This is a genomic window from Peptostreptococcus canis, assembly GCF_014229965.1.
In the GTDB taxonomy this organism is placed as follows: Bacteria; Bacillota; Clostridia; order Peptostreptococcales; family Peptostreptococcaceae; genus Peptostreptococcus; species Peptostreptococcus canis.
Window position 1 is genome coordinate 651,427 of the sequence record NZ_JABGBW010000001.1, and the last position, 25,798, is coordinate 677,224.

20 protein-coding genes and 1 tRNA gene are annotated in these 25,798 nt (G+C 28.5%); 20 read left to right on the forward strand and 1 reads right to left on the reverse strand.

Annotation, left to right across the window (positions count from 1 at the left end; all coding sequences use genetic code 11):
* Positions 1 to 78: 78 nt before the first annotated feature.
* The 20 genes from rsmD (at position 79) to HLB29_RS03150 (ending at position 24,146) form a co-directional block, all read left to right on the forward strand.
* On the forward strand, positions 79 to 639 hold the full coding sequence (gene rsmD / locus HLB29_RS03055) for a 16S rRNA (guanine(966)-N(2))-methyltransferase RsmD (protein ID WP_185623648.1): 561 nt from the start codon (positions 79 to 81) through the stop codon (positions 637 to 639).
* Entirely contained in the window at positions 632 to 1,132 is a 501-nt protein-coding gene (coaD, locus tag HLB29_RS03060; RefSeq protein WP_185623649.1) for a pantetheine-phosphate adenylyltransferase, read from the forward strand. Before rsmD ends, coaD begins: the two co-directional genes overlap by 8 nt.
* Positions 1,133 to 1,306: 174 nt before the next feature.
* Positions 1,307 to 1,855: a permease gene (locus HLB29_RS03065; protein ID WP_185623650.1), complete on the forward strand. Its 549-nt coding sequence runs from the start codon at positions 1,307 to 1,309 to the stop codon at positions 1,853 to 1,855.
* A 13-nt stretch (positions 1,856 to 1,868) separates the two neighbouring features.
* Complete coding sequence (locus HLB29_RS03070) at positions 1,869 to 3,176, forward strand: nucleotidyltransferase (protein ID WP_185623651.1); 1,308 nt, start codon at positions 1,869 to 1,871, stop codon at positions 3,174 to 3,176.
* A gap of 75 nt (positions 3,177 to 3,251) precedes the next feature.
* A complete protein-coding gene (locus HLB29_RS03075) occupies positions 3,252 to 4,448 on the forward strand; it encodes an acetate/propionate family kinase (RefSeq protein ID WP_185623652.1) in 1,197 nt (398 codons plus the stop codon).
* A gap of 83 nt (positions 4,449 to 4,531) precedes the next feature.
* The gene (locus HLB29_RS03080; protein ID WP_185623653.1) at positions 4,532 to 5,050 is read left to right on the forward strand and encodes a YceD family protein; all 519 of its coding nucleotides are present in this window, start codon (positions 4,532 to 4,534) and stop codon (positions 5,048 to 5,050) included.
* Positions 5,051 to 5,067: 17 nt separating this feature from the next.
* On the forward strand, positions 5,068 to 5,247 hold the full coding sequence (gene rpmF, locus HLB29_RS03085; RefSeq protein ID WP_185623654.1) for a 50S ribosomal protein L32: 180 nt from the start codon (positions 5,068 to 5,070) through the stop codon (positions 5,245 to 5,247).
* Positions 5,248 to 5,951: 704 nt separating this feature from the next.
* Positions 5,952 to 6,818: a hypothetical protein gene (locus tag HLB29_RS03090; protein WP_185623655.1), complete on the forward strand. Its 867-nt coding sequence runs from the start codon at positions 5,952 to 5,954 to the stop codon at positions 6,816 to 6,818.
* Between the two features lie 664 nt (positions 6,819 to 7,482).
* Positions 7,483 to 8,472 (forward strand): phosphate acyltransferase PlsX, encoded by a 990-nt coding sequence (plsX, locus tag HLB29_RS03095; protein WP_185623656.1) that lies wholly within the window; start codon positions 7,483 to 7,485, stop codon positions 8,470 to 8,472.
* Between the two features lie 16 nt (positions 8,473 to 8,488).
* Entirely contained in the window at positions 8,489 to 10,465 is a 1,977-nt protein-coding gene (locus HLB29_RS03100) for a fructose-1,6-bisphosphatase (protein ID WP_185623657.1), read from the forward strand.
* A 229-nt stretch (positions 10,466 to 10,694) separates the two neighbouring features.
* Positions 10,695 to 11,033, forward strand: coding sequence for an Asp23/Gls24 family envelope stress response protein (locus HLB29_RS03105; RefSeq protein WP_185623658.1), 339 nt, complete (start codon positions 10,695 to 10,697; stop codon positions 11,031 to 11,033).
* Complete coding sequence (gene nusB / locus HLB29_RS03110; protein ID WP_185623659.1) at positions 11,026 to 11,523, forward strand: transcription antitermination factor NusB; 498 nt, start codon at positions 11,026 to 11,028, stop codon at positions 11,521 to 11,523. The genes HLB29_RS03105 and nusB overlap by 8 nt, the downstream gene beginning before the upstream one ends.
* A 304-nt stretch (positions 11,524 to 11,827) precedes the next feature.
* Positions 11,828 to 12,196, forward strand: a complete 369-nt coding sequence (locus HLB29_RS03115; RefSeq protein WP_185623660.1) for a NusG domain II-containing protein — start codon at positions 11,828 to 11,830, stop codon at positions 12,194 to 12,196.
* A 15-nt stretch (positions 12,197 to 12,211) separates the two neighbouring features.
* Positions 12,212 to 12,886: a uracil-DNA glycosylase gene (locus HLB29_RS03120; RefSeq protein WP_185623661.1), complete on the forward strand. Its 675-nt coding sequence runs from the start codon at positions 12,212 to 12,214 to the stop codon at positions 12,884 to 12,886.
* Positions 12,887 to 12,978: 92 nt separating this feature from the next.
* Positions 12,979 to 13,075: transfer RNA gene (locus HLB29_RS03125), tRNA-Sec, on the forward strand.
* 185 nt (positions 13,076 to 13,260) lie between these two features.
* Positions 13,261 to 15,174 carry an aminotransferase class V-fold PLP-dependent enzyme gene (locus HLB29_RS03130; RefSeq protein ID WP_185623662.1) on the forward strand — a complete coding sequence of 638 codons (1,914 nt, stop codon included), beginning with the start codon at positions 13,261 to 13,263 and terminating at the stop codon, positions 15,172 to 15,174.
* Between the two features lie 176 nt (positions 15,175 to 15,350).
* Positions 15,351 to 16,625, forward strand: coding sequence for a double-cubane-cluster-containing anaerobic reductase (locus HLB29_RS03135; RefSeq protein WP_185623663.1), 1,275 nt, complete (start codon positions 15,351 to 15,353; stop codon positions 16,623 to 16,625).
* An 11-nt stretch (positions 16,626 to 16,636) separates the two neighbouring features.
* Positions 16,637 to 16,894, forward strand: coding sequence for a putative Se/S carrier protein (locus HLB29_RS03140; protein WP_185623664.1), 258 nt, complete (start codon positions 16,637 to 16,639; stop codon positions 16,892 to 16,894).
* Between the two features lie 9 nt (positions 16,895 to 16,903).
* Positions 16,904 to 17,683 (forward strand): acyl-CoA dehydratase activase, encoded by a 780-nt coding sequence (locus tag HLB29_RS03145; protein WP_185623665.1) that lies wholly within the window; start codon positions 16,904 to 16,906, stop codon positions 17,681 to 17,683.
* Between the two features lie 304 nt (positions 17,684 to 17,987).
* On the forward strand, positions 17,988 to 24,146 hold the full coding sequence (locus HLB29_RS03150) for a Cna B-type domain-containing protein (protein ID WP_185623666.1): 6,159 nt from the start codon (positions 17,988 to 17,990) through the stop codon (positions 24,144 to 24,146).
* Between the two features lie 98 nt (positions 24,147 to 24,244).
* Here HLB29_RS03150 and HLB29_RS03155 read toward each other — a convergent pair whose 3' ends face one another.
* Positions 24,245 to 25,018 (reverse strand): class A sortase, encoded by a 774-nt coding sequence (locus HLB29_RS03155; protein WP_185623667.1) that lies wholly within the window; start codon positions 25,016 to 25,018, stop codon positions 24,245 to 24,247.
* Positions 25,019 to 25,798: the final 780 nt, after the last annotated feature.

Genomic DNA, 25,798 nt, shown 5'->3' on the forward strand with positions numbered 1-25,798 from the left:
TAAGAATTATAATATTTTTCTTTAGAAATGTATTATAATATGATAGAATAGAATTGAATAATAAAAGGAGGTCCTTTTATGAGAGTTATTTCGGGAATTGCCAGAGGATTAAAACTTAATTCTCCGGTAAATGATGATGTCAGACCGACTACTGATAGAGTAAAGGAATCTATGTTTAATATTATTGCCAGCAGAATATACGATAGTAGTGTTTTAGACTTATTTTCAGGCAGTGGTGCATTGGGAATAGAGTGTATTTCCAGAGGTTCTAAATATGTGTATTTTTGTGACAATAATGAGAATAGTATAAAAGTTATAAAGAGTAATTTGGAAAAGGCTAGGTTTTATGATAACTACGAAATAATGAAGGATGACTTTAGAAATATTATTAAAATACTTTCAAATAAGAATGAGAAGTTTGACATTATATTTGTAGATCCACCTTACTATGAGGGATTATTTGATGAAGTTATTTCCATGATAATTAATAAAAAAATTCTAGAAGATGATGGTTTAATTGTAGTTGAACATGATTCAAATATAATAATGAAAGAATATGATGGCATTTATAAAATTAAAGAAAAAAAATATGGAATGACGAAGTTGACATTCTATAGCTTGGAGGAAAATTATGAATAAACCTGTTAAAGCAATTTTTGCAGGAAGTTTTGATCCAATTACAAATGGACATATCGATATTATTGAGAGATCGGCAAGATTGTTTAATGAATTGAAAATAGGAGTGCTGATTAATCCAAATAAAAAAAGTCTTTTTACTATTGAAAAAAGATTAGAATTGATAAAAGATTCGACTTCTCATATAGAAAATGTGGAAGTAATATATTTTGAAGGATTATTGATAGATTATTGTATAAAAAATGATATTTCTGTACTGGTAAGAGGTGTACGTTCTTCAGCTGATGTAGACTATGAACTTCAAATGGCACATATGAATAAAGAATTAGAGGATAGTATAGAAACAGTAATACTTCCTACTAATACAAAATATTCTTTTATAAGTTCATCATTAATAAAAGAAGTACTAAGTTTTGATGCAAATATTGAAAATTTGGTTCCAAAATGTGTATTAGAAGAATTAAAAAAGAAAAAAATGCAAATTAAGGAAAAATAAATCATACTGATAATATAATATTAATTGATAGCGTAATATATGTAATAATATTATACTATTGTAGAAAAATCTAGTTGATATATAGAAGATTAGAGATTATTTATATAATCTTATGTTAGACTATAGTTCAATAAAAATTTGGAATAGAAAATAAATAATTAGTTGGAGGTTAAAATGAGTGATAACATAAAAGTAATCGAAATATTAAGCGAAATGGAAGAAATTCTTGAAGAAGCAAGTGGTTTTCCGCTTTCAAAAAAAGTAGGTGTTGATAAGGATGAATTTTTAGATTTAATCCATGAGTTAAGAGAGGCACTTCCTTTTGAATTAGAGAAAGCTTTAAAAATTATTAATGAAGAAAACGTAATTTTAGAATCGGCTAGAAATGATGCAAACTTTATACTTGAAGATGCAAAAAAAGAAAGAGAACAGAAAGTAAAAGAATGCAATGATGAAATAATAATCAAAAATAAACAAGTAGATTCTGAAATAGAAAATATGATGAAAGAAGCCACTATAAGGGCTGAAGAATTGGTATCTGATAGTAAGGTTATTAAAGAGGCAAAGGCCAAAGCTGAAAAGATGATAAAAGAAGCGACAAACTATTCAAGAGATTTAAGAGAAGGTGCCAAAGGCTATTCAATCGAACAACTTGAAATAGTTGAAGCTACTTTGGCAGATATTCTTGATGAAGTGAGAACGAATAAATCTCAATTAAAGTAAAGAAGGTAGAATAATGAAAATAGGTGGCATTATTGCAGAATATAATCCATTTCATAACGGACATAAATATCAGATAAAAGAATTTAAAGAAAGATACAATATAACTCATTTAGTAGTTGCTATGAGTGGTAATTTCATACAAAGAGGGGGTCCGGCTATAATAGATAAATTTACCAGAGCAAATATGGCTGTTGAAAATGGTGTTGATCTTGTTATAGAAATACCTGCGTATATGGCTACTCAAACAGCGGAAATATATGCCAGAGGAGGAATACTTGCTTTAAACTCATTAAAATGTGTTGATTTGTTATGCTTTGGTTCAGAAGAAGGAAATATAAAAAAAATACATGAAGCAGCAAGTGTTGCTATTGGTAAAAAAGGTGATTTTGAAGAGTCTATCTGCAACTATTTAAATGCAGGAGACTCTTTTCCTGTTGCAAGAGAAAAGGCTATATTGGATAATTTAAGAAAAAAAAATGAAAATGTAGATAATAAGGAAAGTCTTGAAAAAAGTGATGAAGAAGAATTTTTAAGAAAACCCAATAATATTTTAGGTATAGAATATATAAAAGAGTTAATAAGACTAGATTCGAATATAAAACCGGTGACTATAAAAAGACTGGGAAGCGAACATAAAAATGAATTTTTAGATGCAAAAATAAGTTCCGCGACATCCATAAGGAAAGTTATAGAAAGTAATTTATATAACGGTGATTTAGGTATATGTAATATCCAAAATCATATGCCATATTCATCGTACAAGTTACTGGGAAAATATATTAATGAGGGTTACAATCCCATTTTTGATGAAAGTTTTTATTCTGAAATCTGTATGGAGGTTATAAGATCGGAAGAAAATTTAGAAGAATATTTTGAAGTAAAAGATGGACTTGAAAAGTCCATAAGAGCAAAAATATCGACATCCGATAGCTTAGAAGATGCAGTAAATCATATTTCTACAAAAGCATATACAAAAGCTAAAGTAAGAAGATGTTTATTCAATATTTTATTAGGTATACGAAAAAGTGATATTGAAAGTATAAAAGAAATTTATAGTTTGCCATATATAAGGGTGTTAGGGTTTAATGATAGAGGTAAGGAAATTCTCAAAAAGGTAAAAAAAGATATGTCTGAGGTGATTATCGGACCGGCAAAATCCAAAAAAGGCACTGAATATAATAAAAATATCCTGTATAAGTTAATGCTTGATTTTGATTTAAGAAGTTCAAATATTTACTATCAAAAAGCATGTATGAATAATAGAAAACTTTTGAATAAAGGCGAAATAGATTACATAATAATGCATAGATTATTTAAGTAAACTATATACTTTTTTTATGAAAAGTGATATATTAACAGTGGATAATATAATTAAAATAACGGAGGTAATTAATTAATGAAAGTTTTAGTATTAAATTGCGGTAGTTCGTCATTAAAATATCAATTAATAGATATGAATAATGAATCAGTACTTTGTAAAGGACTTGTTGAGAGAATTGGAATAGAAGGCTCTATTTTAAAACATGAAAAAGATGGTCTAGAAGGAAAATATATAGTTGAACAGCCTATGAAAGATCATAAGGATGCTATAAATCATGTATTGACTGCAGTTATTCATCCAGAAGTTGGAGCAGTAAAAGAGATGAAAGAGATTGACGCTGTAGGTCATAGAATAGTTCACGGTGGAGAGAAATTTGCTTCTTCAGCATTATTAACAGATGAAGTGATTAATGTAATAAATGAATGTGTAGAATTAGCTCCTCTTCATAATCCTGCAAATTTAATGGGAGTTGAAGCTTGTAAAGCTATATTGCCGGATGTGCCACAAGTTGGTGTATTTGATACTGCATTTCATCAAACTATGCCCCAAAAGTCATTTCTATATGGTCTACCATATGAATTGTATACAAAATATGGAGTAAGAAGATATGGATTCCATGGTACAAGTCATATGTACGTATCTGAAAGAGCTGCAGAAATGATAGGAAAGCCTATTGAAGAATTAAAAATAATAACTTGCCATTTGGGAAATGGTGCATCGATTTCGGCGGTTGATAGTGGGAAGTGCATAGATACCAGTATGGGACTTACTCCATTGGAAGGTCTAATCATGGGAACAAGATGTGGTGATATAGATCCTGCTATTGTGCCTTTTATTATGAAAAAAAAAGGTTTAGACATAGATGGTATTGATAAACTGATGAACAAGCAATCAGGCGTGTATGGAATGACTGGAATATCTTCAGATTTTAGAGATATAGAAGATGCTGCTAAAGATGGAAATGAGTTGGCGAAGGTTGCTTTAGAAGCATATGCTCATAAAGTTAAAAAATATATAGGTGCTTATACATCAATAATGAATGGTGTTGATGCAATAGTGTTCACAGCCGGACTTGGAGAAAATGGTATCAGTATGAGAGAGATGATTTGTAAAGATATGGATTTCTTTGGTGTGAAACTGTCTTCGGAAAAAAATAATGTAAGAGGTAAGGAAACTGTCATATCTTCTGATGATTCTAGAGTTAAGGTGTTATTAATACCTACAAATGAAGAATTAATGATAGCCAGGGATACATTAAAATTAGCTAAATAATTTACGTTGGTAAGGTAAAATAACTTGACAAAAATATTTTATATATGTATAATAGACAAGTAATGTTTTTAGGGGTGAGGACTATGAAATTAAATGTAGATTCATTAGTCAATAAAGAAAGAGAATTTATTGACTTTGATTTGATTGACGAAGTTTCAAATATTGAATTTTCAGGGATAGATTATAGTTTGAAATCACCTGTACACATATCGGGAAGAATATTGAGAACAGGCGTAAACTATAAATTGAAAGCTAGTGTAGATTTTGTTTTGGCAGGAAATTGTAGTAGATGTCTAGTTGATGTGGATATACCGATAGAGTATAATATTGATGCTTATTTAATGAGAGAAGAATACGATGAGGGCGATTATGAAGACTGTGATGTTTTTAGTATCAAAGGTTCTACAATAGACTTGTTGAATCTTATAGATAGTACATTGAGTTTAAATATGCCTCAGAGAGTTCTTTGTAGCGAAAATTGTAAAGGAATATGTTCGGGCTGTGGGGTAGATTTGAATTTTGAAAGTTGTAAATGCGAAGACTCCATAGATATTGATGACATTGACCCTAGATTTGCTAAGTTAAAAGAATTGTTAAAATAGAGTAAGGAGGTGTCTTCATGGCAGTACCAAAGCGTAGAACATCTAAATCTAAAAAGAATATGAGAAGAGCATCTAATTCAAAGATGGTTCCAGCTGGTTTCGTTGAATGCCCACAGTGTCACGAACCAAAGTTGGCACACAGGGTTTGTCCAACTTGTGGAAGTTATAACGGTAAAGAAGTTATATCAGTTGACTAATTAGATTTTAGAAAAAAGAGAATATTGTGTAGTAAATAGTGATTTATATTTGGAGATATGTTTTAAAATCTATATAATAGTTATTGTTATCATATTTTAATTATAAACTATCGATATTAAATATCTATGTATTTTTGTAAAATGATATCTATAAAAATCACTAAAGAAAATTATATGCGACAGTATCCTACATACATAAGTTATGTTATATACTGTCGTTTATTGGTTCTTTCTCAAATATCGTTGATGAGAATTAAAATCATAATTTATGTAGTAGTATCATGTTGATTTATGGTACTACTGTTTTTTTTGGATTACACAACAGTGCAAGTTTTTAAAAGATAAGAGTCGATAATCAGCTCAACAGTGCGAATAATGTGAATTTTACTTTTTCCTAAAAATATTATATTTTCGTTTCTTTATAAAAACGAAAAGTTTGATAAAAACTTTATTTGATCTTCGTTTATTTCTTTTCTAAAGTTGAAATTAAAATCTTTTAGGAGTTTGGTATATAGGAAATTTCTTGCTTTTACCATCTGATTTATTGCCACATTTTTGCCACAATAAATCTTATTCTTTCATACAAATTCAAGATGATTTTACCTGATTTTTTATAATATAATTGAATCATAGATAAACACAAATAAATATGACAAGCGTGTATATCTATAAAATTATTGTTATTGAAAGGACAGGTGAAAAAAATGAAAAGTAGTAAAAAAATTAAGGCATTGGTAATGGCAGGTTTAATAGTAACATCAACAGGTTTGTTAGGAGGTGTTCAAATATTTGCAAATGAAATGGATAACGCAACGACATATCCGATAGAAATAAAAGATTCAAATGAAAGTTTATTAGGAATGGATAATGCGACAACATATCCAATAGAAATAAATGACTCAAATGAAAGTTTATTAGGAATGGATAATGCAATGACATATCCAATAGAAATAAATGACTCAAATGAAAGTTTATTAGGAATGGATAATGCAATGACATATCCAATAGAAATAGATGACTCAAATGAAAGTTTATTAGGAATGGATAATGCAACGACATATCCAATAGAAATAGATGACTCAAATGAAAGTTTATTAGGAATGGATAATGCGACAACGTATCCAATAGAAATAAAAGATTCAACATCAAAGGAATTAACAAATGTTAAGAAGGATAAATTTAAGAATGAACTGAAAAGAATAGATGAGATTAATAAAATAATAAACAATGCATATAATTCTGAAATGAAAAAATCAGGTAATATAGAAAATGAATATGAAAAATTATATAATGAAAATTTAGAGTTGTGGAGTAAGCTATATGATAATGCCACAGATGAACAATTAAAAATCGAAGATATGAATTCTTTTATTAAATCTTCTAAAGTATTGACAGAAAAAGAGAAAACAAAATTAATAGAATCTCAAAAAAAGATTGAGAAATTAGAATCTAAGATTGAAAAAATACATTCAGAAGTAGATAAGAAATATAAAAAACTTATTGACGAGTTAGAAACATTATATGATAAAGTTTATGGAAAATTAGAAGATAAGGATGTAATTCCATACTAAAAAATATTATATGAGATTTACATTTAACTTTTCTATAATTTCAATTTTTTTTCAAACATATATTAAATATAAATAATGATATGGGGAAGGTGGACTGAATTTTTTAGTTCACCTTTAATCTAATAGAATATTACAATATTCCTGCTTAAGGATATGTATTTTTAACTATTATATATTTGCTTTCTAATAAAGAAATTAAATTTATTAATCTATGGACAATAATAAAAACGTATTATATAATGTATTCATAATAATAATCATAATTTATTAGTTATATAGTGTTATTCAATAAAATAAATTTTGCACACACCTTTACAATAAAATACATGATTTTCAGAATATCCCAACATTCTGAAAGAAGAGGGACTGACTTAAAAATATAATTTTTACTTTTTATAAAAATAAAATTTATTGAAATGTATATTTTTTAAATTTATAAATCGTATAATTTTTTTTAGTTGGTCCTATTTCTATGCAATTATTTATAGTTTTAAATATTTGCAATTATATTCTAAATATAATTGCAAATATTTGCAGTGATTTTTATATTTGATATAAAAATATGATATAATCAAATGTATAATAGTATTTGAAATTATCTTTATTTTTAAATAATAGAACAAAAATAATACTGTATGAATTATATTGAGGAAGGGTAAAAATAATGAAAATAGTAATAGATGGGATGGGCGGAGATAATGCTCCACAATCTACAGTTGAAGGAGCTTGTCTTGCTGTAAATGAATATGGAGTGGACATAATACTTACAGGTGATGAAACAACTTTAAAAAATGAGTTAAAAAAACATAAGTATGATGAAAGTAAGATAAAAATAGTTCATACTACCGAAGTGATAACTAATGATGAAAAACCTGTGTATGCAATTAGAAGAAAGACTGATAGTTCTATGGTTGTTGCTCTCAAAATGGTAAAAAATAAAGAGGCAGATGTAATAATTTCTGCAGGAAGTACAGGAGCATTATTAAGTGGAGGAGTATTTATAGTGAAGAGAATTAAGGGAATAAGTAGGCCTTGTATTTGTGCAGCATTGCCTACTATAAGTGGTGGAGTTGTTATGTTATCTGACACTGGAGCTAATGTTGACTGTAATACTCAAAATTTACGAGATTTTGCAATAATGACAGACATATATGCAAAAAGAGTAATTAATATAGAAAATCCGAAAGTTGCTTTAGCAAATATAGGAACGGAAGATGGAAAAGGAAACGATCTTGTAAAAAGTGCGTTTGAAGAAATAAAATCTATTAAAGGAATAAATTTTATTGGTAATATGGAAACCAGAGAGATTTTAAATGGTGTTTGTGATATCGTCATTTGTGATGGATTTATTGGAAATATCATATTAAAAACTGTTGAAGGTAGTGTATTCTCCTTATTTAAAAAACTTAAAGAGGTCATGACATCTACGACAAAATCTAAGATAGGAGCACTTATGATGAAAAGTGAGCTTAAAAAAATAAAAGATCTTCTTGATTATTCAAGTTATGGAGGTGCACCTTTTTTGGGAGTAGATGGAGGAGTAATTAAAGCTCATGGAAGTTCTGATTCAAGAGCAATTAAAAATGCTGTAAAACAGGCAATAAAATTATGTGAGGGAAATGTAGTAGAAGAAATCAAAAAAAATATTAAGTAGTTTTTGGAGGTGACTAATGAATAAAGAGTATTATACAGAAGATTTAAATTCCAGATTAAAATATCTTAAATTATTGGCAAATCAGTATCCTACTATCTCTAAAGCCAGTACTGAAATAATTAATTTGGAATCTATTCTTAATCTTCCTAAAGGAACAGAGCATTTTTTATCAGATATTCATGGTGAATATGAGCCATTTATACATGTTTTAAAGAATGGTTCAGGAGTAATAAGAAGAAAAATAGATGAATTATTTACAAATACAATGAGAGATTCTGAAAAAAAATCTTTGGCTACTCTTGTATATTATCCACATAGTAAGATGGATATGGTAAAAAAGTCTGAAAGCAATTTAGAAGATTTTTATAGAATTAGTATATATAGATTAGTTGAACTTTGCAAATATTGTTCTAGTAAATACACTAGATCAAAGGTGAGAAAACTATTACCGAATGATTATAGTTATGTAATAGAAGAGTTATTACATGAGCATAGAAAAAGTGAACATAAGGAAGAGTATTATGTATCGCTTGTTGAAACTATAATTAATTTAGGGCAAGCGGAAGATTTTATAACATCAATTTCTACAGCTATTCAAAGGTTAGTCGTAGATAGACTGCATATAGTGGGAGATATATATGACAGAGGACCAAGACCTGATATAATAGTAGACCGATTAATGGAGCATCATTGTGTAGATATTCAATGGGGAAATCACGATATACTTTGGATGGGAGCAGCGGCAGGAGAGAAAACTTGTATTGCAAATGCACTTAGGATTTCTTCAAGATATGCTAATTTGGATATTATAGAAGACGTATATGGCATAAATCTTTTGCCACTTGCAACTTTTGCGATGAATACTTATGGGGATGATCCATGTAAAGAGTTTTTGCCTAAGGTGGATAATGAAGAGTTTAACATAAAGGAAATACCACTTACTGCAAAAATGCATAAGGCCATAAGTATAATTCAGTTTAAACTGGAGGGAGAAATAATAAGAAATCATCCGGAATATGAAATGAACCATAGATTATTGTTAGATAAGATAGACTATAAAAAAAGTACTATTTCTATAAAAGGTAGAGACTATACTTTGAAGGATTCAAATTTCCCAACTATTAATCCTAAAAATCCATATAAATTAACGAATGAGGAAGAAGAAGTAGTAGACAAATTAATTAGATCCTTTAGAATGAGTGAAAAACTTCAGAAACATGTAAATTTCCTACTTTCAAAAGGAAGCATTTATTTGAAACATAATGGAAATCTCCTTATACATGGAGGAATACCGTTAAATGAAGATGGAAGTTTTATGGGGATGAAGCTAAAAGGAGTGAATTACTCAGGAAAAGCCCTTTTAGATAAAATGGAATCTTTAGTTCGTGAAAGTTACTATGAAATCGATAAAGATAAGAGAGCATATGGTTTGGATTTATTTTGGTATTTATGGACAGGAAAGTGCTCTTCTTTATTTGGTAAAGATGATATGACAACTTTTGAAAGATATTTTATAGAAGATAAAGAAACACATAAAGAAAACAAGAATCCATATTTTAACTTAAGAGAAGATATGACGATATTAAAAAATATTTTTGATGAATTTAAAATGGATTTTAACGAAGACCATATTATTAACGGGCATGTGCCGGTAAAATCTAAAAAAGGAGAAAAACCTGTTAAAGCGAATGGAAAAGTATTTGTAATAGACGGTGGATTTTCAAAAGCATATCAAAGTAAAACTGGAATGGCTGGATATACTCTTATATATAATTCAAGAACACTTCAGTTAGTGGCTCATGAACCATTCACCTCAAAAGAAGATGCTGTGGAAAATGAGAGAGATATTATTTCATCTACTGTACTGGTAGAGCATAAAAGTATGAGAAAAAGAATTAAAGATACTAATGATGGCGAACAATTAATGGAAAAAGTTGAAGATTTAAAAAAACTTTTAGCTGCATATAAAAGTGGTTTAATTAAGGAAAAGTAAGAGTTAATAGTGTATTATATAGACTATATGATATAGTTTTTATTTAGTTATTTAGTTATTAAGTTATTATAGGATTTATGAAACGATGTAAAAATATACAATTTTATTATATGAAATTCTATATTGAAAAATTATTTGCAAAATAATATGTATTTTGATATTATTTTAGAATAGGTAATAAGGTTCGTTTATGTGACGAATAATAGTAGTATTATTATGGAGGTGTACTATGGAAAATTTAGGTCAGGTTAAAATATCCAATGACGTAATTCAAACTATAGCTGGATTTGCAGCTTTGGAAATAGAAGGTATCGATAAGTCAACATCATTTACAGATAAATTATTCAGAAATCATGGAATAAAGGTTAATATTGAAGATGATAAAGCTATTATAGATGTTGATTTGATGGTAAAATATGGTGAAATTATTCCGGAAGTCTGCTATAAGGTTCAGGAGAATATAATAAATGCTGTTGAAACAATGGCTGGATTGAAGGTTTCACAAGTGAATATATACGTTGACAGCATAGGACTAAAAAAAGAAAGAGAAAAGAAAGAAAATGAGTAATCCTAAAGAATTAATAATTCAAAGAATGGCTTCAAGAGAAATATTTATGAAATATATGTATCAAAAAGCTCTTAGCAAAAGTGAATGGAAAGATATATTCACAGATTTTGAAGATTTTATATCGGGAGTTGAAGAGGATGCAATTGAGATTTTTAACGGATATGGAGGAAGAGAAATTGAACCTTTAGAATCATACAGAGAGGTCATTTTGGACTGTTCATATCTAATGGATATTTCAAAGGTTATTGAAGAAAATATAGAAAATATAGATGACTATATAAATAAATACGCTAGAAATTGGTCCACTGACACTTTACCGGTAGTAGATTTGTCTATATTGAGAATAGCTATTGCAGAAATAAAATATATGTTTACTATTCCAGGTAAAGTGGCGTGTAATGTAGCAGTAGAACTATCGAAAAAATACTGTGATGACGATTCATATAAATATATAAATGGTATTTTGGGAAGCGTAGTATCGGAAAATTAATTTTTTATGTAAAATCAGATAGAATATTTAAAAAGCAGCTGGATCTTTCTGATTCAGCTATTTTTTAATAAAATAGATATTTAGCTCCTGATTAATATAATAAGTAGATATAAAAATATCATTAGTTTGAAAATTAATTTAGAAAAATTAAATGACAAATTAAGAAATAAAAAGTATCATTAGTTTTAATTAAAAATATTTATAAAAATATAAAAAAAGTAAATAAATAAAAAATTTAAAAGCACAGCGACACGGGGGATTATTAGAAAAAATAACGATTTGAAGTTTAAATTAGGAAGGTATTATGAAAAAAAAAGATATAATTCTTATAGCAGTAATTTTAGCAATAATAGCTCAGGTATTTTTATTAAATAAATATATAAACTCCGGAAAATCAAATAAGGTTGAAATTTATGTAAATAAGAGGCTATATAAAGAAGTACCAATAGATAAGACTCAAACTATAAGAATAGAGGAAAAAGAATCTATTAATATTGTGAAGATACATGACAATGGGGTTGAAATGACCAGTGCAAATTGTCCGGATTTGGTATGTGTTAAAACAGGTTTTATTAAAAATCCAGGTGAAAGCATAGTATGTCTTCCACATAGAATAAGCATAAAAATAGTCGGTGAAAAAGATAAAAATAATCAAGATGTGATAGTAAAATAAGAAGGGGGAGAATATATGGTAAATATAGGAAATGACTGGGATTATGTATTAAAAAATGAATTCAATAAAGAATATTATCTTAAACTTAGAGAATTTTTAAAACACGAATACAAAAATAAGCAGGTATTCCCGGACATGTATGATATATTTAATGCTTTAAAGTATACATCTTATAAAGACACGAAAGTATTGATTTTAGGGCAGGATCCTTACCATGATATAGGTCAGGCTCATGGACTGGCTTTTTCTGTAAAACCAGGGATAAAAATACCTCCATCACTATTGAATATGTATAAGGAATTAAATGAAGATTTAGGATTATATATACCTAATAATGGATATCTTGTTGATTGGGCAAAGCAGGGAGTTTTATTATTAAATGCTGCATTGACGGTTAGAGCCCATCAAGCAAACTCTCATAAGGGAATGGGATGGGAAACCTTTACTGATAATATAATAAAATATTTGAATGATAGAGAAGAGGCTGTAATATTTGTATTATGGGGAGCAAATGCCAGAAGTAAGAAATCTTTAATAGATACAAATAAACATTACATTTTGGAGGCACCTCATCCTAGCCCATTATCCGCCCATAGAGGTTTTTTTGGATGTGGACATTTTAGTAGAATAAATAAAATTTTAAAGGAAAATGGAAAAACACCTATTGATTGGCAGATAAAAAATATATAAATTCTATATAAATAAATTAAAAATTAAACTGTACATTGTTTATAAAAATAGTTGTTTTTTCTCACTTAATATGGTACTATATTATAGTGCTTGGGAGTGAATGGGTGCTGGTGTGCCCTCTAGTCTTCAAAACTAGTATGAGGGGTTAGGAGCCTCTTGGGTGAGTTCGATTCTCACGCACCCCCGCCAATTAAATAAACATATCCTGTAGCAAATGCTATGGGATTTTTTTATGTAAAAATTATAAATACTATAAACATATAATTAAATATATAAAAACAATAAGAATATAAATAATAATAAATTATATATGAAAAAGTGATATAAAGTTTTATAATGAGAGTAGAATAGGTAATATAAAGGAGGGGGCAATAATGGAATTTATAGCATCTTTTAGTGGCGGGAAAGATTCTTTTTTAGCGATAAAACGAATGATTGATAAAGGTCATAGACTAGCAGGTATAGTAGTGTCTACAAATTATTCCAGTGGTAAATCATGGACACATGAAATAGAAAAAGCTTATTTTGGAAAAATTTCCGAAGTTTTAAAATGTGAAGTTATTTTTACGGATTCGGATATTGAAAATTATGAGAAAAAATTTGAGATAGCATTGGAAAAATTTAAGAATCTAGGTATAACAACATGTATTTTTGGAGATATAGATATTAAAGAACATATTAGATGGAATAGAGAGAGATGTAAAAAATCCGGTCTGGTTTGTATTCATCCTTTATTAATGGAAGACAGAAAAAGTATTTTAAAAGAATTTTTGAGTATAAATATTGATACCAAAATAATAAAAGTTAAAAATCAAGAAAAAAACAAAAAATATATAGGCAAGTTATTGAGTAAAGAATTAATAGAAAAAATGAAGGAAAGTGGAGAGTCTGATTTTGATATATGTGGAGAAAATGGTGAATATCATACTGTTATAGATTTGAAATCTGCTGAAAACATAACTAAAATAAAGAAACTATTTTTTGATGGTATCTATTTGGATAATGCTTCCACATGTTTTCCAAAAGCTATTGGAGTTGCAACTGAAATTGAAAATTTTGTAGAAAACGATTCATACAGCATAAATAGAGGGACATATATGAATTCTTATAAACTTCAATCTAAAATTATAGATGTAAGGGATAAAGTTGTAGATTTAATATGTGCGGATAAAGATTTTAACTGTGTATTTTCGCCATCTGCTACGTTTTCTATAAATATTATATTGAACGGATTATTAAAAAATGGAGATATGATAATAACTGATAATAATATGCATAATTCAGTTTATAGAACTGTAGCAAATCTCAAAAAAAATGGAGTTAAAGAGTTTAAAATTTCTGAGTTTGATGATATAAAATATGAGCTTTATAATAATAAAGTAATTTTTATTACTCTAGTTGAAAATATTACAGGTAAATTTTGCTTTGCAGATTTAGAATATGGGAGTGAGGAGTATATTCAGTTTTTAAACAAGTGTAAAAAAAGAGGTATTATAGTTGTTGTAGATGCTGTTCAGGCAATATGTGAGATTGATTTTTCGATATGCTCATTTCGAAAAGATATTGCAAATCGAAAAGATATTACAAATGATAGTAAAAACATTAAAGATAATGATGTTGAAGATCTATATAAAAAAGAAAATTACTCAAATAATGTTTTTGAGCAAAATTACAGTGAAAGCATTAAAGATAGAATAATTAATAATACTACTAATACAAGATTAATTTATGCAGACATAGTTATATTTTCTTCTCATATTGGTTTAATGGGAGTCGAAGGTCTGGGAATAAGTATAATATCAGATGGTATTGCGGATAAGATAAAACCAATTATATTTGGAGGAAGTGGAAGTATATCTAATTCTTACGAAATGCCGGAATTTCTTCCAGATAAGTTGGAAGTAGGTACAATTAATTTGCCTGCGATAGTAGGATTAGGTAAAGCTATTGATTACATAAAATACATTGGAATAGAAAAGATAATAGAGAAAAAGCATAAATTGGGACATAAACTCAGAAATAAATTGAGAGAAATACAAAGTTTAGAGGTATCGGGAAATGGATCGTTTTGCTCTGTATCAGTTAAAGATGGTGATGATTCTATGATTGGATTTGAATTGGATTCAGGATATGGAATAATGTCCAGAGTAGGAATTCACTGTTCTCCAATTGTTCATAAAAAACTTGGAACTTTTCCAAATGGTTCACTTAGATTATCTGTTGGATACTATAATGATGAAAATGATATAGATAATGTATTGAGTGCATTTAGAAATATATTGATATAATTAATATATATTGTTATTAAAATAGGATTTTTCAATACTACATTAAAAATATTCAATCTAAAAAAGATGTGTGATAGTATAAAAATAAGGGATTTTAACTGATTTTTCAAGAACAGTTAAAACTGGTTTTTTAATTAATTTTTACTAATTATGTTTTTTAGGGGGGAATATTTATTATGGCTGATTACAGAGAAATGTGGAAAAGTTTGGATATGGATTTAGAAACTCATGATATGTTATGTGAAGTTTTACCAATGGCTTTTACAGATGTTTATTTATCTCAGGAAAATAGACCTGAAGGCATGAGTTACTATGATTTTGTTGTTTCTGAAATTCATGGAGTTAGACCTGCCGAATTGATACAGGCTCAGAAAGATGGAAAGAAAGTATTTGGTTCATTTTGTATTTTTGTTCCGGATGAGATAATATTTGGTGCAGATGCTATTGCAACAGGTTTATGTGGTGGTTCCCAATTTTGGGTACCGGGCGGGGAAAAGGTTCTACCTACAAATACCTGCCCACTTATAAAGGCATCTGTAGGTGCAAGATTAGATAGAACCTGTCCTTTCTTTAGAATAGCTGACATGTACATAGGAGAAACTACTTGTGACGGAAAGAAAAAAGCTTGGGAAATATTGGGAGAAGATGTTCCTATGTACGTTATGGATCTTCCACAGATGAAAAGAAGAAAAGATTATAAGGCATGGGCTGAGGAAATAACTGAATTAAAAAATACCGTTGAAGAATTTACCGGTAATAAGGTTACTTCTGAAACATTAAGAGATTCCATAAAATTGATCAACGATAAAAGAAGAGCTCTTGCCAGATTAAATAATTTTAGAAAAAATAAGAACATTCCTATTTCAGGTAAAGATTGCCTGTTAATTTCACAGATAGCATTCTATGATGATCCAACAAGATTTTCTCAGATGACTAATACACTTTGTGATGAATTGGATAAAAGAGTAGAAGATGGCATCAGTGTATTTCCTAAAGGTACAAAAAGAATATTGCTTGCAGGTACACCTCTTGCTATACCAAACTGGAAATTGCATAATATAATTGAGACATCCGGCGGAGCAGTAGTATGTGAAGAAATGTGTACTGGAACAAGATATTTTGAAAACCTGGTTGATGAAAGTAAGAAAAATTTAGATGAGCAGATAGATGCAATTGCTGAAAGATATATGGGAATTAATTGTGCTTGTTTTACTCCTAATAATGCCAGAATTGATGACATAATGAGATTATGCAAAGAATATGATGTAGATGGTGTTATAGATGTTAATTTGAAATTCTGTAATTTATATGATACAGAAGGTTTCTTGGTAGAGAGAACATTAAAAGAAGCAGGAATACCGGTTCTTGGGATAGAGACTGATTATACTGATTCGGATGTTCAGCAACTTAGAACAAGAATAGGAGCATTTATAGAAATGCTTGATAGATAAGAGGTGTAAGTGTGAAAGAAGTTTGTTATGTACTTTTTAATAACCACGAAAATGGATTAAAATTACATAAAATATTAAGAGCAAATGGTTTAAAAGCAACTATTTCTCCTACTCCAAGAGTTTTAACCAAGTGTTGTGGCATATCCCTAATAATAGATAAAGAAGAAATTGAAACAATTAGAAAGTTAATTCAAGAAAATTCAATAGAGATTTTATCTATAGAGTCAATTGAGGTAGATATAAATCCAAATCGAGATAGATACTGTTAGGAGGAAGATATGCATTTTATAGGAATAGATATAGGTTCAACGGCTTCTAAAGTTGCAATTAGAGGAGAAATAAATGACTATTTTGTAATGCCCACCGGGTGGAGTAGTAAAGAAACTGCTGAAATAATAAAATCTAAACTGATGGAAAAAGGTATAGATGTTGATGGTGAAGATGCAGTTGTTGGAGCAACAGGTTATGGAAGAATAGCAGTTGACTTTGCAGATTATGTTATCACTGAAATAACCTGTCATGGAATTGGCGGTTACGAAATAGCCAAGAACAATTGTACTATTATAGATATTGGCGGACAGGATACTAAGATAATAAAGATTGAAAAAGGCATGGTAACAGATTTCTTAATGAATGATAAATGTTCTGCCGGCACCGGAAAATTCGTTGAGATTATGGCGAACAGACTTGGTGTAGATATTGATGGATTGTTTGAATTGGCAAAAGAAGGTGATATTTTGCCTATCAGTTCCCTTTGTACTGTATTTGCGGAATCGGAAATAATTAATTACATAGGCGAAGGTAGAAAGAGAAGCGATATTGCTGCAGGTGTAATTGATTCCGTAGTAGGGAAAGTGTCTCAAATGTTTAGTAAATTCGCAAATTCTGAAAATATTATTTTAACTGGTGGACTTAGTAATAACAGTTATTTTGCAAAGTGTTTGTCAAAAAAAATAAGATTGGAAGTAAAAGTTTCTGAATTAGGTAGATATGCAGGAGCTTTAGGCGCATCTATAATTGCAGAAAATAAGTATAATAAAATAAATGATACTAATTAATGACACATAATATGGATTATTTATTTTCATATTTTAAATAAGTATCTTTTATTTTATAGTGACGTATTTTTGTAAAAAAAAATAAAAAATAAAACTGATAAAAATAACTTGAATTTTTAATTTAATTTATTTTATCAGTTTTTTGTTTTTAATAGGAATTTTAGGGTAAATAGTTTTTTATATTATAAAATAAAGGAGAGGGGAATATATAAAGTTATGTATTTTAAAAACTTAGTATACAGTTAGAATATTATATTGTATAATTAAATTGGGGTAACATAATTTTAAAAAGGGAGGTAAGATTATGAAAAAAAATATAAGAAAACAAACATTCTTTTCTTTGTTATTAGTATTTTGTATGCTATTCCAAAGTATTTCATTTGCATTTGCTAATGATGTTAATGACATATCAATACAAAATGTAAATGAGCAAAGTAGTGATATAGTTATTGACAAAGATGATAGCAACGACGGTAAAGAAGAGAAAATTAGTGGGGAGCTGATAAAGGACCCAAAGGATGAGCTAAAACCAAGAGCTTTAGTAAATGAAGTAGAATCCAGTGAGGATTCTGAAATTCCAAATAAGTTGGAATTATTAGAAGTAAAAAATAGTGAGAGCAGTAAAGATTTAAAACGTTTTTTGAAGCAACTTACAATTGATGGAGCTCAACAAAATGGAGACACATATATAATTGACCCTGGAAAAAACTATTCTATAAAACTTAAGTTTCAAGAAGATGAAAAACTACAGTTTGATGATACTGATGAAATGAAATATACTTTTCCAGATGGAGTAAAAATAGTCAATGCAGGTCCAGGTAATTTCGATATAAAAATTGTGGATAGCCAGGGTGAAGCTACCATATTAGGAAATGAATTTGAGTTTAAGGATAATTCTGTAATTGTTAGGTTTAATAAAAAAGATCCTAATTATCCAAGACTAAGTGCAGTTGGAAATGCATCGTTTGAAATAGGATTAAAAGTGAAAATTTCTAAAAATGATGGACAATATGAATTTGCACCAGGATTTATTAAAAAATTTGAGTTTGAAACTAATTCTGACTTAGAAATTAAGAAAGAAGGCGTATATAACAAAGATAAAGATCAAGTAGATTATACATTAACTATAAAATCTATTGGAACAAATAATGAAGTGGTAATAAAAGATGATATAAAAGGTACTGCATTAAAGTATAATAAAGATGTAAGACTTGAAAACAGTATAGGAGAAAATATAGTTAATAACGAAGGCGGTTTTGAAATAAAAATACCGAAGCTGGAAGATGAGCAAGAGGTTGTAGTTAAATACAGTGCAAAGGTTTTATATGATAAGTTAGTAAATAATGGTACAAATGTAAATACAAATAATGAAGCGAGTGTTAGCAGTAAAGAGGTTACTGAACCGAAAATAGTAAAAAATCATTTAGCAGGTAAGATTGTTTTAGATACTTTGAAAAAGACAGGAATTAAAAATTTAGCTGATATTTCAGGACAACCTGGATATAAATCAGTAAAATGGTCGATTGAAATAAACACAAATAAAAAATTAGATTTATCCAATAAAAGAGTTATAGATTTATTAGATAAATGGGAGACAAAGCGTACAAGATTTATTGGAGAAGGAATAAAAGTTAAAATAGAAGGTAAGCCAGAAAAAGTCGTAAAATGGGAACAACTAGAAAATGTTAAAAGAGATAAAGTAGAACCAAAAGAAATTTATGGATGGGAATATGTATTTCCTAGTGATACAGGTAAGTCTAAAGTAACAATTGAAGCCGAAACAAAAGTTAATACAAATGACCTATTTGGAGAATTGAGTGTAGGAAATAAAGTTACATTAGGAGAAAATAGTGTTACAGGAAGTGTAAAATTCACTCCGAAAGAAATAGGTATTGGTGAAGAAGGTTTATTATCTATTGAAAAGAAAGCAAAAAAAATAAACGAGAAGGAAATAGAATGGGAAGTTAAAGTACATGTTATAAAAGCAGGTTATCCGGAACTTGTTTTTGTAGATGATTTTCCATCCATTTTCCATGAAGGAAAAAATTACAATGATGAACTTGTATATGATTCTTTTGAAGTAGATGGTCTTATAGAAGGGGAAAGCTTTAAACCTAATAAAGAGCTTTATATTAATCCTAACACTGGAAGACAATCTATTGGTGCGAATTTTTACAAAAATAAAGAACAAACAGAAAAAGGATTAAAACCACATTCAGAAGATAGAGATATTATAATTAGATTTAGGTCAAAAGTTAATCAAGATATTCTGGATATAGCACATAAAAATGGATATGATGATGATACTGCTAAACATAAGAATAACGTATCTATTAGATCATTAGATATGATAGATTCTGCTAATGCAACTGCAATTCCTAAAAAGAGAAGTATTAGTAAAGATGTAGTTGAACAATCTAGTGTAAAAATAGATGATGTAAGTTATCCAATTTTTGGATATGAAGTTATTTTATCAGGGGTGAGTCAAGAACCAACAGAAGTTATTGATAAATTTGATACAAAATATCTTAAATTATATGAAATAGATGGAATTGAATTGATTCCAATGGAAAATGAAAATAATAAAATAAAAATTGAAAAAAGCGAAATTGAAAATATTGGCGAAGGTATAAAGATAAATATTAAAAGTTTTCCTAAAAAAGAAGTTCCTAATGAAGGGAAAAGATTATATAATGACTATAAGTTAAAATATACCTTAATAGCTAAAGATAAAGACACTTTGGAAAAGATGAAAGAAGAAGCAAAAAAGAATAATGGTGTTCTTAAACTTGAAAATACGGCTACATGGGATAATGTTGAATCTGATAAAAATACTGCCATCTGTAACTATGCACCGTTTGTAGGTAAAGAGCAAGCCATTGCACCTTCAGCTGGCAATAAGTATAAAGCAACTTTCAAAGTAGTAATAAATGAACACGCAACAAAACTGGATCCTAATAATAGTAGTTTTGATGTAGAAGATGTGTTATCAGATAATTTAAGGTTGATTCCTTCCTCGATAAAGATTGATCCAGATAATCTAGGTATAAATGTAGGAGTTGACGGAAATAAAATTACATTTAAGAATGTTCCGGATGAAACAAAAGTAGTCATTGTATATGAAGTAGAGGTACTTGGTGCAGCAGGAGATATTACTTATTTTAATACAATAAAATTAGGTAAGTATGAGGTAAAGGTAGAAGATACTGTGACAAAAGAAATTTCTGGTGGAGGTTCTGGAAGTAATCCATCCATAACACTTGTAAAAACTGACAAAGATAATATAAATAAATATCTTTCTGGTGCTGAATTCCAATTATTTAGAGTTAATCAAGGTAATGAAGAACCCGTAGTAGATAAAAATAACGAAAATGTTACTTTTACAACTAAAGATAATGGAAAAGTATTAATTGAAGGTGATAAAGATAAATTAGGCTGGGTATTGTGGACAGGCGTTGAATATCATCTAAAAGAAATAAAAGCACCAAAAGGGTATAATCTAAGAACTGAGCCTGTTAAGTTTATTCTAAAAGAACAACCGGCCGGTGGTATTGAATATGAGTATATAGGTAAAGAGTTAAATAATGTTACGAATGAAAGACCTAAGATTGATATTGAAGCAAATAAAAATTGGGTGAACGGACCTTCGGATAGACCTGATATTTGGTTTAAATTATATAGACAACTTGAAGGAAGTCAGCTTGAAGAAGTTACTGAAGCTTCAATCAAGAAACTAAGTAGTGGAACTACAAAAGTTAAATGGGAAGGTATGTATTCACATAATTTAGAAATGAAGCCATATAAATTTGTAGTAAAAGAAGTAAACGCTGATGGAAGTGATTTTACTCCTGAAAATTACAAAAAAGATGGAGATGGTAATGAGAATAATCACTATACTATCAAAAATACATACGAATCACCTAAAATAGAGATAACAGGAACAAAGATTTGGGAACATGGACCACAGGCACATCCTACAATTAAGTTACAGTTATATAAAAATGGTCAAAAAGAAGGAGAACCGGTAGTTTTACCAAACGGAAAGACAACACATAAGTGGACAAATTTGGATAAGACTGATATAAACGGAGTAGATTATAAATACACAGTAGATGAAGTTGAAGTTCCGAATGGTTATGAAAAAACAAAGCCAAATGATCTCACTGTAAAAAATACTTATATTCAAAAGAAAAAGACGATAAAAGTCACAAAAAAATGGGATATTGGAAATCTAGGTAATGATATTACAAAACCTGAAATAAAGCTTACTTTGTATAGAAAAATAGATAATCAAGAATTACAAAAAGTTCCTGGTGCAGATGAAAAAATAATAGATGGAACAAATCTTGTGGCTGAATGGAAAGATTTAGAAGCAGAAGATATCAATGGAAATCCATATAAATTCTATGTTAAAGAAAGTTTTAAAAATGATGATGTTACAAATGAGAACTGGACAATTGTTGATCAAACTGAAATACCAGATGATGGTAACGGAATAATCACTAATAAATTGAAAGATCCAAAAGGAAAATTAACAATAAAGAAAATTCTAAAAAATGAACAAGAAATAATTAGAACTGCTCGTTTTAGAAGTGTGGGTGTCCAGAAAAAAGATGAACAGAAAGTATTTAAGTTTAAAGTTACAGGACCATATAATTTTGAAGAACATTTTGAGTTAAAGGCAGGAGAAAGTAAGAGCTTTGATAATTTATATTTTGGAGAATATAAAGTAGAAGAAACAGATTCACAAGGATTCAAAGTTAGCTATTCAGCAGATGGTGGAATAGTAATTATCAAGGAAAATAATGTAAATGAAACAGTAACTGTTACTAATTCAAATGAAGCAAATGTTTTAAATATAAGTGTTCTTGTTAAAAAGATTTGGAAAGGTGGTCCTTCAGATAAGCCAAATGTAACATTAGAATTATGGAGAAGAGGCAAGAATGCTGATGGAACTGTAATAGATGAAAAAGTGAATACATTTGAGGCTCAAAAGGATTCTTTGAGTCATACGTTTACTCAAACTAGTGATGGTAAAAAGTTAGCTATGTATGATCCGAGTGGTAGAAAATTTGAATATTATGTAAAAGAAATTAATGTACCTGATAATTATGAAGTATCTTATAGTAAGGAAGATATTCAGATGCCTAATGAAATTTCTATTAATGTTACTAATACATATGTTTCACCAAAGATAAAGGTAACAGGTAAAAAGATTTGGGAACATGGGCCACAGACACATCCTACAATTAAATTACAGTTGTATAGAAATGGTCAAAAATTAGGAGAACCTGTAGAACTACCAAATGGAAAAACAACACATGAGTGGACAGATTTGGATAAGACTGATGTAAACGGAGTGGATTACGAATATAAAGTAGATGAGGTGGATGTACCAGATAACTACAATAAAACAAATCCTGATGCATTGACAGTCAAAAATACATATGTTTCACCAAAGATAAAGGTGACAGTTAAAAAGATTTGGGAACATGGACCGCAGACACATCCTACAATTAAATTACAGTTGTATAGAAATGGTCAAAAATTAGGAGAACCTGTAGAACTACCAAATGGAAAAACAACACATGAGTGGACAGATTTGGATAAGACTGATGTAAACGGAGTGGATTACGAATATAAAGTAGATGAGGTAGAAGTACCAAATAACTACAATAAAACAAATCCTGATGCATTGACAGTCAAAAATACATATGTTTCACCAAATACAGATATAACTGCGACAAAGATATGGGAAGGTGGAACTAAAGTTAAACCTACAATTTGGTTTAAACTATATAGAAATATAGAAGGCGGAAATTCAGAAGAAGTATCTGGAATTGCTATTCAAAAACTGGAAAATGGAACTGATAAAGTTACTTGGAAAGGTTTGCCAGAGACAGATACTAATGGTAATAAATATATTTATACAGTCAAAGAAGTAGATGCTAATGGCAAAGATTATGAACCTAAAAATTACAAGAAATCAGAAGAAGGTTTAAAGGTAACTAATAAGTTTACATCACCAAAGATTACTAGAGAAGTTATAAAAGAGTGGATAGGAGCAAAAGCTGATTCGGTTAAAGTTAAACTTCTTGCAGATGGAAAAGAAATTCAAGAAATAGAATTAAACAATTCAAATAATTGGAAACATACATTTGAAGGCTTAGATAAGTATGCATTTGATGATGGACATGAGATTGTATATTCCTTCAAAGAAGTTGGAGAAGAAAATGGTAAATTAAGAATTGGTGGAAAAGTTTATGATGTTTCATATACTGGCGATAAAATAATTAATAAAGCTCCTGTAGAAGAATCAAATATAGGAAAGGATAATACTCAAAGTCCAAGATTACCTAGAACTGGTGATTCTAATCTTACTACTATATCTGCAATAGCTATAGCGTCAATAGCAGCAATATTAATAGCTTATGACAGTAAGAGGAAATATTCTAAAAAATAGTATTTTTTAATATTTTGTATTTTTAATAAATAAAAATGCTTTAATAAAAGAACACATACCGGTTGTTGCTGGTATGTGTTCTTTATATATTTTAAAAATTAGAATTTGAATCCAAAGGTATTTTTTATATTATTATCTGCTTGATCTACAGGTACTTTGTAAATAAAATCTCCTTTCACAGCAAATCTTTTACTACCGCTATTATTACATGTTATTAAAGTGATTTCTTTTTTATTTTCATCATCTTCTATTACGTTAGTTTGTGATGGATCAATCATATATAATCCTGTGCAATTGTACACATAAATATATCTAAAATCTGTAATGAATATTTGATCTCCATCACTTATATTTTTAAGTGGAGAGAATAGTATTTTTGGATTTTTAGGATAGTTGTGTCCTGCTAGCGCATAATTTCTCTCACCCATTATCTGGTCTTCCTTCATAGTTCCAGCTCCATATGTAAGGTTGTAGTTATTTAGACCTATAAAAATAGGAATACTCATATTTATGCTAGGTATTGAAATTGCACCATCTGCATAACTGAAATCAACTTTATTTTTAGAATTTTTGATAGTAGAAAGTTTTAATTCCTTGACTTTATCGAAATCATATTCGGCTTTTTTCTTTTTCTTCTTATTTTTTTCGGTTTTTGATTTTTTTGCAACTTCCGACATTATTTTATTTCGATTATTATTATATTCCTGAATATTTTTGCTTAAAATTTTATTTTCTATTGGTTTTATTGAAAATAAAATAGCAGAAATGATTAAAAGTAAAGAAGCTATTATTAATCTAATTCTAGGCTTTCTTTTTTTTTCTCCATTTATTTGATTTTCAGATCTTGAATTATTATCATTATTATTAGTCATAAAAAATCTCCTCTCTTTACAAGATAATAAGTACTTTATTTTTTATTTTATCTGTTATTATACAAGATGTAAAGATATATTACAATATGGTATAATCCCAACTTCAAATAAAATCAAAAATAAATTTCTATAACTATTGTAATTAAATAATTTTACGTAGTTTATTATCTTTTTGTTATATCGCAAATAAATCTTTATTAAATTCTTTTAAGGCATTCGATTTAACATACTTTTTTCGTTTTATTCCTAAAATAGTTAATTATAGTTACTAAATATTCATTTGCTAGTACTCTATAGTAACATTGTTTCATTTGGTTATAATGCTTTAATAAATTTTTCAGGGCTAAGATTTCATTTTGTATAATTTTGCAAAATTCAAATAACACTAAGAGCTAAAAAACATCTGAAAACTGTGCTTTGATTTGATATTCTAATTTTTTCAGACATATATTGGTTTGGTATATAGTTCTATTTTAGTGACTATGAAGCAATTCTCTGTACTAATATCTATAAATGATGAAAGTGGAATCAATTTTCCGGCTTCTTTATCTTCAATGAACTAATTTATATAATATTTTCTCTAGATGGATTGAGGAATTTTGTAATAATCAGCATTTAATATATAAATAAATTATAAATATTGGATATAAAAGTAGACTTTTATTTACAACGAAATTTATTCTAAAAAAAGAATACAATATTCATTAAAATTTTTAGAGGTATTATAAATACATAAATATTATACTTAAATAATTATAACATATATTGTTTTTAAAAGTC

Excerpts from the sequence above, each read along its gene's own strand:
- HLB29_RS03070 (WP_185623651.1), top strand. The coding sequence starts at position 1,869 with ATGAAAATAGGTGGCATTATTGCAGAATATAATCCATTTCATAACGGA.
- HLB29_RS03120 (WP_185623661.1), top strand. The coding sequence starts at position 12,212 with ATGGTAAATATAGGAAATGACTGGGATTATGTATTAAAAAATGAATTC.
- nusB (WP_185623659.1), top strand. The coding sequence starts at position 11,026 with ATGAGTAATCCTAAAGAATTAATAATTCAAAGAATGGCTTCAAGAGAA.
- HLB29_RS03130 (WP_185623662.1), top strand. The coding sequence starts at position 13,261 with ATGGAATTTATAGCATCTTTTAGTGGCGGGAAAGATTCTTTTTTAGCG.
- HLB29_RS03115 (WP_185623660.1), top strand. The coding sequence starts at position 11,828 with ATGAAAAAAAAAGATATAATTCTTATAGCAGTAATTTTAGCAATAATA.
- HLB29_RS03100 (WP_185623657.1), top strand. The coding sequence starts at position 8,489 with ATGAATAAAGAGTATTATACAGAAGATTTAAATTCCAGATTAAAATAT.
- HLB29_RS03075 (WP_185623652.1), top strand. The coding sequence starts at position 3,252 with ATGAAAGTTTTAGTATTAAATTGCGGTAGTTCGTCATTAAAATATCAA.
- HLB29_RS03145 (WP_185623665.1), top strand. The coding sequence starts at position 16,904 with ATGCATTTTATAGGAATAGATATAGGTTCAACGGCTTCTAAAGTTGCA.
- HLB29_RS03090 (WP_185623655.1), top strand. The coding sequence starts at position 5,952 with ATGAAAAGTAGTAAAAAAATTAAGGCATTGGTAATGGCAGGTTTAATA.
- HLB29_RS03065 (WP_185623650.1), top strand. The coding sequence starts at position 1,307 with ATGAGTGATAACATAAAAGTAATCGAAATATTAAGCGAAATGGAAGAA.
- coaD (WP_185623649.1), top strand. The coding sequence starts at position 632 with ATGAATAAACCTGTTAAAGCAATTTTTGCAGGAAGTTTTGATCCAATT.
- rpmF (WP_185623654.1), top strand. The coding sequence starts at position 5,068 with ATGGCAGTACCAAAGCGTAGAACATCTAAATCTAAAAAGAATATGAGA.
- HLB29_RS03150 (WP_185623666.1), top strand. The coding sequence starts at position 17,988 with ATGAAAAAAAATATAAGAAAACAAACATTCTTTTCTTTGTTATTAGTA.
- rsmD (WP_185623648.1), top strand. The coding sequence starts at position 79 with ATGAGAGTTATTTCGGGAATTGCCAGAGGATTAAAACTTAATTCTCCG.
- plsX (WP_185623656.1), top strand. The coding sequence starts at position 7,483 with ATGAAAATAGTAATAGATGGGATGGGCGGAGATAATGCTCCACAATCT.
- HLB29_RS03155 (WP_185623667.1), bottom strand. The coding sequence starts at position 25,018 with ATGACTAATAATAATGATAATAATTCAAGATCTGAAAATCAAATAAAT.
- HLB29_RS03135 (WP_185623663.1), top strand. The coding sequence starts at position 15,351 with ATGGCTGATTACAGAGAAATGTGGAAAAGTTTGGATATGGATTTAGAA.
- HLB29_RS03080 (WP_185623653.1), top strand. The coding sequence starts at position 4,532 with ATGAAATTAAATGTAGATTCATTAGTCAATAAAGAAAGAGAATTTATT.
- HLB29_RS03105 (WP_185623658.1), top strand. The coding sequence starts at position 10,695 with ATGGAAAATTTAGGTCAGGTTAAAATATCCAATGACGTAATTCAAACT.